At 50.9% G+C, this 8,876-nt stretch carries 6 protein-coding genes; 4 read left to right on the top strand and 2 right to left on the bottom strand.

All coding sequences use genetic code 11. The features are described from left to right. Nucleotides 1-131 precede the first annotated feature (131 nt). Both VIN66_RS14025 and VIN66_RS14020 read left to right on the top strand, forming a co-directional pair. Nucleotides 132-1,799 carry a DUF1800 domain-containing protein gene (locus VIN66_RS14025; protein ID WP_331924561.1) on the top strand — a complete coding sequence of 556 codons (1,668 nt, stop codon included), beginning with the start codon at nucleotides 132-134 and terminating at the stop codon, nucleotides 1,797-1,799. Between the two features lie 12 nt (nucleotides 1,800-1,811). After that, the gene (locus VIN66_RS14020) at nucleotides 1,812-3,161 is read left to right on the top strand and encodes a DUF1501 domain-containing protein (protein WP_331924560.1); all 1,350 of its coding nucleotides are present in this window, start codon (nucleotides 1,812-1,814) and stop codon (nucleotides 3,159-3,161) included. 5 nt (nucleotides 3,162-3,166) lie between these two features. Here VIN66_RS14020 and VIN66_RS14015 read toward each other — a convergent pair whose 3' ends face one another. Further along, nucleotides 3,167-3,877 (bottom strand): VC0807 family protein, encoded by a 711-nt coding sequence (locus VIN66_RS14015; protein ID WP_331924559.1) that lies wholly within the window; start codon nucleotides 3,875-3,877, stop codon nucleotides 3,167-3,169. Between the two features lie 64 nt (nucleotides 3,878-3,941). Continuing rightward, complete coding sequence (locus tag VIN66_RS14010) at nucleotides 3,942-4,685, bottom strand: LytTR family DNA-binding domain-containing protein (RefSeq protein ID WP_331924558.1); 744 nt, start codon at nucleotides 4,683-4,685, stop codon at nucleotides 3,942-3,944. Nucleotides 4,686-5,004: 319 nt separating this feature from the next. Between VIN66_RS14010 and VIN66_RS14005 the strand changes: the two genes are divergently transcribed. Both VIN66_RS14005 and VIN66_RS14000 read left to right on the top strand, forming a co-directional pair. Then, nucleotides 5,005-7,515 carry a TonB-dependent receptor gene (locus tag VIN66_RS14005; RefSeq protein WP_331924557.1) on the top strand — a complete coding sequence of 837 codons (2,511 nt, stop codon included), beginning with the start codon at nucleotides 5,005-5,007 and terminating at the stop codon, nucleotides 7,513-7,515. A 166-nt stretch (nucleotides 7,516-7,681) separates the two neighbouring features. Beyond that, nucleotides 7,682-8,876, top strand: a 1,195-nt coding sequence (locus tag VIN66_RS14000) for a phosphoenolpyruvate carboxylase (protein ID WP_331924556.1), incomplete at its 3' end; no start/stop codon positions are given.

Raw genomic sequence — 8,876 nt, 5'->3', positions numbered from 1 at the left:
GGGGGTGTCAATTTTAGTCAGAAAAGGAGGCAGATCCTGTGATAAGAGGCTTGCTGCTGACTGCAGTACTTTTGTTAACAGCATGCGGCGGGTCCGATACCGCTGCTCCTACAAGTGCGGCACCACCTCCGGTGTCACCTGCTCCTGTTGAGCCGGCGCCAGCGGGGCCGGTAGACCCTGTCCAACCACCACCGGAAACGCCGCCGGATCCTGTTGAGCCGCCACCTGAAACACCGCCACCGGTTTCGCAACCGCCGTTGCCAGCTGGTGCTATGTCAGAGCAGCAAGCCGCGCGATTACTGCAGCAGGCTACGTTTGGTCCAACAATGGCAGATATTAATTACGCAACAGGGCTGACCGTCCAGCAGTGGATAGATAAGCAGCTGGCGCTACCAGCCACATTACATATGCCAAATGTGCCGGACGTGATAGACAAGAGCCATCCGTCACACTATACGCGGGTTGAAGCCTGGTTGCAGATTGCACTGGATGGGCCTGATCAGCTGCGCCAACGCGTTGCCTTTGCGCTCAGCGAAATCCTGGTGACATCCATGCACCATCCGAACCTCGATACGGAGCCGCTGGAGCTGGCCAATTATTACGACATTCTGGTGCGTAATGCTTTTGGTAACTACCGTGAACTGCTTGAAGAAGTGGCAAAATCGCCGGTGATGGGGGTCTACCTTAGCCATATGAGCAATGAAAAGCCTGATCCGGCGCGCAATATCCGTTCTGATGAGAATTTCGCCCGTGAAGTACTGCAATTATTCACTATTGGTCTGGTACAGCTAAATGAGGATGGTACAGAAATACTGGATAAGCAGGGGCAGGCAATTCCCAGCTATGATCAGAATACCATTGAAGCCTTCGCCCGAGTATTTACCGGCTGGAGCAGCCCAGGTGAGTACTGGAACCGCAAGAAAAAAGACTTACTCAACCCGATGCAGGCGTTTGAAGAGTACCACGACACAGCGCCGAAAAAATTGCTTAATAATGTAGTGTTACCGGCTAACCAGACGGCACAGCAGGACCTGAGCGCTGCCCTGGATAATATTTTTCAGCATCAGAATGTCGCACCTTTTATCAGTAAACAGCTGATCCAGAGGCTGGTGACGTCAAACCCGTCAAGCGCATATGTCGCGCGGGTCAGCCGGGTATTTAATGACAATGGCCAAGGAGTAAAAGGGGATATGGCCGCTGTGGTGAGCGCAATTTTACTGGATGATGAAGCCCGCTACAGCCGGGCCTATCAGTCAGCGCATTTTGGTAAATTGCGTGAGCCGCTGTTAAAAACAACACATCTATGGCGTGCGCTCGCTGCAGACTCCAGTAGTGGCCGCATCCGTACAGTGACGGTTGAAGATTCGCATGGCCAGGCACCACAACAGGCGCCGTCAGTATTTAACTTCTTCCGGCCGGATTACTCACCTAATGGTGATTTGCAACAACAGGGGCTTGCTGTCCCGGAAGCTCAGTTGCTGACCGATGATCTGTTGCTGGAAACGCAGAACCTGTTTCATTCGGCTATTAACCTCAGTATTAAAGAGCAGGTAAGCGAGCCGGATGAACGTCATATGCTGCTGGCTTTCAGCGACCTGGCGCAGTTACTGATAACGCAGGGCACAGGTGTACTGCTGGATCGTTACAGCCTGTTGTTCTTTGCCGGCGACATGCCGGCACAGCTGCGTGCTTTACTGGCAGACTCTGATGCTCAGCTACGAGAGCTCAGCGCAGAGCAGCGCGCGGCTGCTTTATTGTATCTGGTGTTTATTTCACCAGACTACGCAGTACAGCTTTAGAGGAGATGTAGTATGACATTAAACACCCGACGTCAGTTTCTCTCCCTGTGTTTACGCGGCTGCCTGGGCGCAGCCACATTGTCAGCATTACAAATGCGTTTTATGCAATCTGTGCTGGCAGCTGAGCAGCAGCCTTTTACCGACTATAAAGCACTGGTATGTGTCTTTCTGGTTGGCGGGAATGACTCGCTGAATATGCTGATCCCAATGGCGGGAGAGAGTTTGCAGTTTTATCAGCAGGCCCGGCAGGATTTGGCCGTCACAGATGCGCTGCCACTTAAACCGCTGCGAGAAGTGGAAGATGGTATTGGTTTGCATCCGTCGATGGCTGCGCTGCTACCTTACTTTGAGCAACGTAAACTTGCTCTGGTATCTGCAGTAGGCACTTTAGTGCAGCCGACCACCAAAGCCGAGTATCTGTCTGGCAGCATTATCAAGCCGCAGCATTTGTTTTCGCATAATGACCAGCAGGATACCTGGATGCGCGGCCGTGAGCCGCAGATTATCAGCCGGGGCTGGGGGGCGCAAATGCTGGAGTTATTGTATCAGCAGCCGGATTTTGCCAGTTGTATCAGCCTGGCGGGCAGTAACCTGTGGCAAAGCGGAGAGCTGATCAATCCGTTTGGGCTGACGCACGGCGGGGTACCGGATTTGCAGGCTACGCGTCGCAGCGATGTGCGCTCAAGTGTGTTGCGCCAGGCTACACAAGCGCTGCTGGCAGGACAGTCACATCCTATCGGGGCGCACTATGCGCAGCTGAACAATAATGCCATTGAGCGCAGTGCCATTATGCGCCAGGCATTGAAGCTGGCACCGGATTTCAGCGATGTATTCCCATCTGGTAATACGCTGGCCGCACAGTTGCGGAAAGTAGCACAGATTATCAGTGCCAGGGACAGTCTGAATGTTGGCCGGCAGGTGTTCTTTGTTCGTCTGGGCGGCTTTGATACCCATGGCGATCAACAACGTTTGCATCCGATTCTACTAGGGCGGGTGGCAGAAGCGATGGCGGCGTTTCAGCAGGCGATGGATGACAGTGGCAACAGCAATAACGTCACCAGCTTTACGATGTCCGATTTTGGCCGGACCTTGAGTACTAATGGTGATGGGACCGATCATGGTTGGGCCGGGCATCAGCTGGTGATGGGAGGAGCTGTTAAAGGTGGTGATATTTTCGGTGCAGTACCGCAGCAGAGGCTAGGTGGTGAGCGTGATGTCGGCGCCGGACGGATTATTCCGGAGTTTGCCAACGAGCAGTATTTTGCCACACTGGCGCAGTGGTTTGGTTTGTCAGCAGCACAATGTTTGCAACTGTTTCCTAATCTGAAGAACTTTAATCAGACAAATCTGCAATTTGTCTGATCAGTCTACTGCAGCATGAAATCTTCCAGCGACTGGCCGGTAAGCTTACCTATCTGACGGAACATATAGATAATAGCGCCAAATAGCATCACCATACTGGGCAGGACTATGACCGGATAACTTAACCAGGTCATTCTGCCCAGCTCTTCCGCGTACGCCGTGGTGCCCGGCGGGCTGATAACGATAGCTTTCGCCAGAATATAATTCAGTACAGATGACAGGAAAAATGATGCGGCAACAATGTAGCCAGCGCGGGCCATCCGCTGTTCAAAGGCTACACTGTTATTTCTGTCTTCCAATACCTGGTACAGCTTATCGGTATCAAGTAATTCGGGGTTTATCAGCAGCTTTTTGACAAACGGAAAGGGCGTGTACTGACTTACCAGTACTACGAGGCCAATCAGGCCGGGAATTAAGGCTTCTTTGATAGCAATATAGGCCGGATCCAGCTGCAACAGGCTGATACCACCAGTCAGCAATACACTGATAATACCCAGTATGGAAAAAAAGTTTACTTTACCTGATTGCCGAAGTTCCCACAGACCAAACAACAGCGGGAACGCCAGCGCTACGACAACGGCCCACACCGGCCCCAGTGCATCCGGGCCACTGAGCCGGCTTAGAATAACGGCAGGGATCACAACGTTTATCAGCAGGTTACTGATGAAACCTGACTTTTTGGGCTTTGGTGCTGTGCTTACCTGCTGCTGTGTCATACCGTTTCTACCTCTGAATTGAAGCTGGCAGTATATCAAACATATCCGCTATTGCGCTGTATTGTCAGGCGAGATGACCAAACAGGTCGGCCAGTGCCGCGCGGTTTCGCCGCGACATTGTCAGCACGGTGCCACACTTGAGGATTACCTCTGCATCGCCTTTGTCGCCGGGTCTTAGCTCAACGATATCACTTTTACGCACTATGCTGGAACGGTGAATGCGGGCAAACAATGCCGGGTCCAGTTTTTTCTCAACTGCCGCCATAGTATCTCTTAGCAAGTAACTTTTACGCTGTGAATAAACATGGATATCAATATAGTTGCCGGCGCTTTCAATCCAGCTGATGTCATTAACTTCAACAATTCGCAACCGGCCCGGATCGCGAATGGTCAATCGGTCAATATAGCCTGGTGTTTCTGCTGGCTTGCTTGAGCCGCGGTTAAGCTTGTCAATAATTTTGCCACAGGCTTTAAATAAGGCCTGCTGAAACCGCTCTGCACTAAAAGGTTTTAACAGGTAATCGACCGCGCTGAGTTCAAAGGCTGCAACAGCATGTTCTGCATAAGCGCTGCAAAAAATCACCGCAGGTTTGTTTGCCAGCTGTTTAAACACATTCAGACCATCAAGGCCAGGCATTTGGATATCAAGAAAGATAATGTCAGGCTGATGCAGTTCTGCCAGACGCAGTGCATCGGTGCCGTTATCGGCTTCTGCCGCAATTTCAAACTGGTTTTGCTGGTTCAGCAAATGTCTAATGCCAGCCCTGGCTAAAGGTTCGTCGTCCACTATTAAACAGCTTAGTTTCATATCCGACTCTAAAAACGATGCAGAGCAACTCTGACTTCAAAGGATGCATTTAGGTTCCCGTAGCAGCCTAAGCCGCGTCGGGGCGCGCATTCTAGCAAAGTCAAACGAAAGCCGTTAGCTTTTTGCCCGGATTCTTGCATCGCTTAACAAATTAGTACAGTTAGTACGCTGGCAGTGTAAATCCCCCGCTTTGTCACAGTAAAGGTCTATCTGGCGTATTTGGACTGGATTTGGCAACACAACAGCAGTAGCGTCAGCGCCGGAAAAACCACCACTATAACAACGGCGGCCGTAAACAAAGGCTTCCAGGGGGAATAACATGCAAAACTCTTTCGTAAGCAAAGCGGTACGCTTTGCACTGCTGGCGGCGCCAGTTTCTGTCGCTGGTTTTAGTTCTGCCGCAATGGCGCAGGAAGAAGCCGCTAAAGTAGAGCGCATTGAAGTAACTGGCTCACGCATTCAACGCCAGGATATGGAAACGGCTTCTCCGGTCACGGTGATCGATGCTGCTGCCATCCGTGTTGAAGGCTTCACGTCAGTTGACCAGCTACTGCAAGCGCAAACTTCTATGGCTGGCGCTGCGGTTGGTTCAACAACAAACAACGGTGCAGACGGTGTTGCGCAGGTTGATTTGCGTGGTATGGGCGCACAGCGCACTCTGGTGCTGTTAAATGGCCGTCGTATGGTGAACTCAGGTTCAGGTGCTGACAGCGCGGTAGACTTAAATGCTATCCCTGTAGCGATGATTGCCCGTGTAGAGATCCTGAAAGACGGTGCATCTGCAGTATACGGTTCAGATGCGATTGCCGGTGTAGTAAACATTATTACCAAGAAAGATTTCGAAGGTGTGCAGCTGGATTTAAATGGCAGCAGCACCGATAAAGGCGACGGCGAAACCGGTGAATTAAGTGCCCTGTATGGTTTTAGCACTGACCGTGGTAACTATACGTTTGGTGCATCATTTTCTAAGCGTGAAGGTGTAATTCAGGCTGATCGTGACTGGACAGAGCCAGGCAGCAGCTCGTTTATCCCTACCGGCTCTTTAGGTGGCAAAGTACAAAATGCTCAAGATCAGTGGGTTGACCGTTCTACCGGTTACGATTTCACCAAAGACAGCTGGTATCAAACGCCAAGTAAGCGTTACAGCCTGTTCGCTAATGCTACTCAAGAATTTGCTGACGAGCTGATTTTCACCGCCGATGTACTTTATACCAAGCGTAAATCAGACCAGCAGCTTGCTGCACAGCCTGGCGATATTATGCTGGACGTTTGCGGCGCACCGGGTGCTGATCTGCTGAACTGTATTACGTTAACACCTGGCATGATTGCTGGTGGTATCGAGGCTGACGACACCGGTCGTGTGAACTACCGTCGTCGTACCAACGATGTCGGCCCGCGTATTTATGCACAAGATACTGATACGTTACGTTTATCTGCTGGTTTAGCCGGCACGTTGGACGTACACACCGGCATGAGCTGGGATCTGTCTTACACTTTTGGTAAGAATGAAGCTGATACGTCAGTGGCAAACTCTATCAATGCCGTGAAGATGGAAAATTCTGTTTATGCTAATCAGGCAGCCTGGTTCAGCGGTGCGCCACTGACGCAAGCGATCATTGATGATGTTGGTTACTTTGAACAAGCCACAGGTGGTAACAAGCAGCATATCGTTGCCGGTGTATTAAGTGGCGACCTGTTTGATTTAGAAGCCGGTGCAGTTGGCTTTGCTATTGGTGCAGAGTACCGCCGTGACAGTGGTTACTATAACCCGGATCCGGTCATTGTTGCCGGCGAAGGCACTGCAGCGCAGCAAGACCCAACCAATGGTAGCTATGATGTTGTGTCGTTCTATCAGGAAGTCAGCGTACCGTTCAGTGAGAAACTGACCGGTGAATTTGCCCTGCGTTTTGATGACTACTCAACCTTCGGTAAAGCCAGCACCTGGAAAATTGGTTTAACCTACGAAGCAACTGACGAGCTGATGTTACGGGCTGTAGCAGCAACCGGTTTCCGTGCGCCAAACGTTAGCGAATTATACGGTGGTAACACAGGTTCTTACGATTACCTGGACGACCCGTGGGGCAATGAGCAAGACCCGCAAATTCTGGTGAATTACACGTCAGATTCAAATATTCAACCGGAAGAATCAGAGTCTTTCACTGCCGGTTTTGTATTATCACCATCACAGATCGAAGGTCTGTCGATGACGGTTGATTACTGGCGTTTCAAAGTATCTAACGCTATTACGCGTTTAGATGCGCAAGCTGGTTTAAACAACTGTTTCGCCGGTGACGTTACATCTTGTGAAACTTTCAGCATCACCTTAGATGGTGACTTATCAAACTTCACTAACCCGCTGACTAACGTGGGTAATCAGGATACCAGTGGTATTGATGGTAACATCAGCTACCGTTTTGATGGTTTGGGTTTAACCTGGAAAATCAACAACGATATTACCTGGTTACTGAAGTTCAAGCAGGACGGTATCGAGTATACCAACATTATCGATGGTAACTTTGGCGGCTATGCTGAACTGCGTAACAACTTCAGCATTCAAGCGGGTATGGACGACTGGAATGTAACCTATTTCAATCGTTACATCGGCGAAAGTGAATATCTGGCTGATGGTTCTAAAATTGACTCAGTGCTGTATCACAATATCTCTGCCAGCTACTTCATTACCGACGGTTTAAGCGTATCGCTGGGTGTGAAAAACCTGACTGACGAAGAGCCTTCACGCGTTGCAAACGGCAGCGACGGCGGCACTGTACCGGAAGTGTTCGACACTATCGGTCGCCAGTTCTTCGGTGGTATCAGCTACAAGTTCTAATCTGTTTGTCGTTCCCTGAAAAACCCGCCTTTATGGCGGGTTTTTTGTCTCATTTCTGGTTATTTGGTCTTACCAATTTCGTTGCCCATTTTGTAATCAATCAGTGTTGAGTACTAACAGATAACGCGCTAGGGTGGTGCAAAATCCAGCAAACGAGGCAACGGACATGGATCATTATGCAGCATTAAAAGCAAATGTTGGCTTATTGGGTACTAAGTTGGGTGACACTATCCGTAACCAGTTAGGGGATGCGGTGCTGGAGCGGGTAGAGCAAATCCGGCTGCTGTCCAAAGCAGCGCGGCAGGGCGAAGAATTACAGGCCGATAAATTAAAACAGGTCCTGCGTAGCCTGAGTGACGATGAACTGTTACCGGTAGCGCGGGCATTCGCTCAGTTCCTTAATCTGGCTAACCTGGCCGAGCAGCACCACACCATCAGCCGTATTGGTCATGCCAGCATTGAAAAGCCGGAGCCACTGCTGGAGTTGTTTAGTTTGCTCGACAATAAAAAGCTTGATGCTGCCAAAGTGGATCAGGCCGTGGCAATTTTATCCATTGAGTTGGTGCTAACGGCACACCCGACAGAAGTGTCCCGCCGTACTTTGATCCATAAGCTGACCGAAATCGCAGCCTGCTTAACTGAACTGGAATATGAACTTAGCCCCGCCCGACAACAGGCAGTTGAGCTGCGCTTAAGTGAACTGATTGCCCAGGCCTGGTACACGAATGAAATCCGTGAGCAGCGGCCGACGCCGGTAGATGAGGCGAAGTCAGGTTTCGCAGTAATTGAAAGCTCGTTGTGGCAGGCGGTGCCAGACTTCCTGCGTGAACTGGACGCCAAACTGTTAAACGCGACTGGTAAAGGCCTGGCGCTGGATGCTGCACCGGTGAAGTTTGCGTCCTGGATGGGGGGAGATCGCGATGGTAACCCTTTTGTTACATCGAAAGTGACCCGTCAGGTACTGTTGCTCAGTCGCTGGAAAGCGGCAGATCTGTTCGCACAGGATCTGGATTTACTCAGCAGCGAATTATCGATGTTTCAGGCCAGCCCGGCATTGCGTGACATTGCAGGCGACAGCAGTGAGCCGTACCGGCAGGTGCTGAATACCCTGCGTAGCGGTTTACTGCGCACCCGCGACTGGCTGACTGAAGCATTAAAGCATGACCGGCTGCAGCGGCCACAGGATTTGATCTGGCATAACGCTCAGTTACTGGAGCCTTTGCTACTGTGCTACCAGTCGCTGCTTGACTGCGGTATGGCAGTAATTGCCAATGGTAAGCTGCTTGATACGCTGCGCCGCGCCTATGCTTTTGGCTTAACGCTGTTGAAACTGGATATCCGCCAGGATGCCGGCCGGCATG

It is taken from the genome of Rheinheimera sp. (assembly GCF_036568245.1).
In the GTDB taxonomy this organism is placed as follows: Bacteria; Pseudomonadota; Gammaproteobacteria; order Enterobacterales; family Alteromonadaceae; genus Alishewanella.
This window is presented reverse-complemented; position numbering and strand designations above follow the sequence as displayed.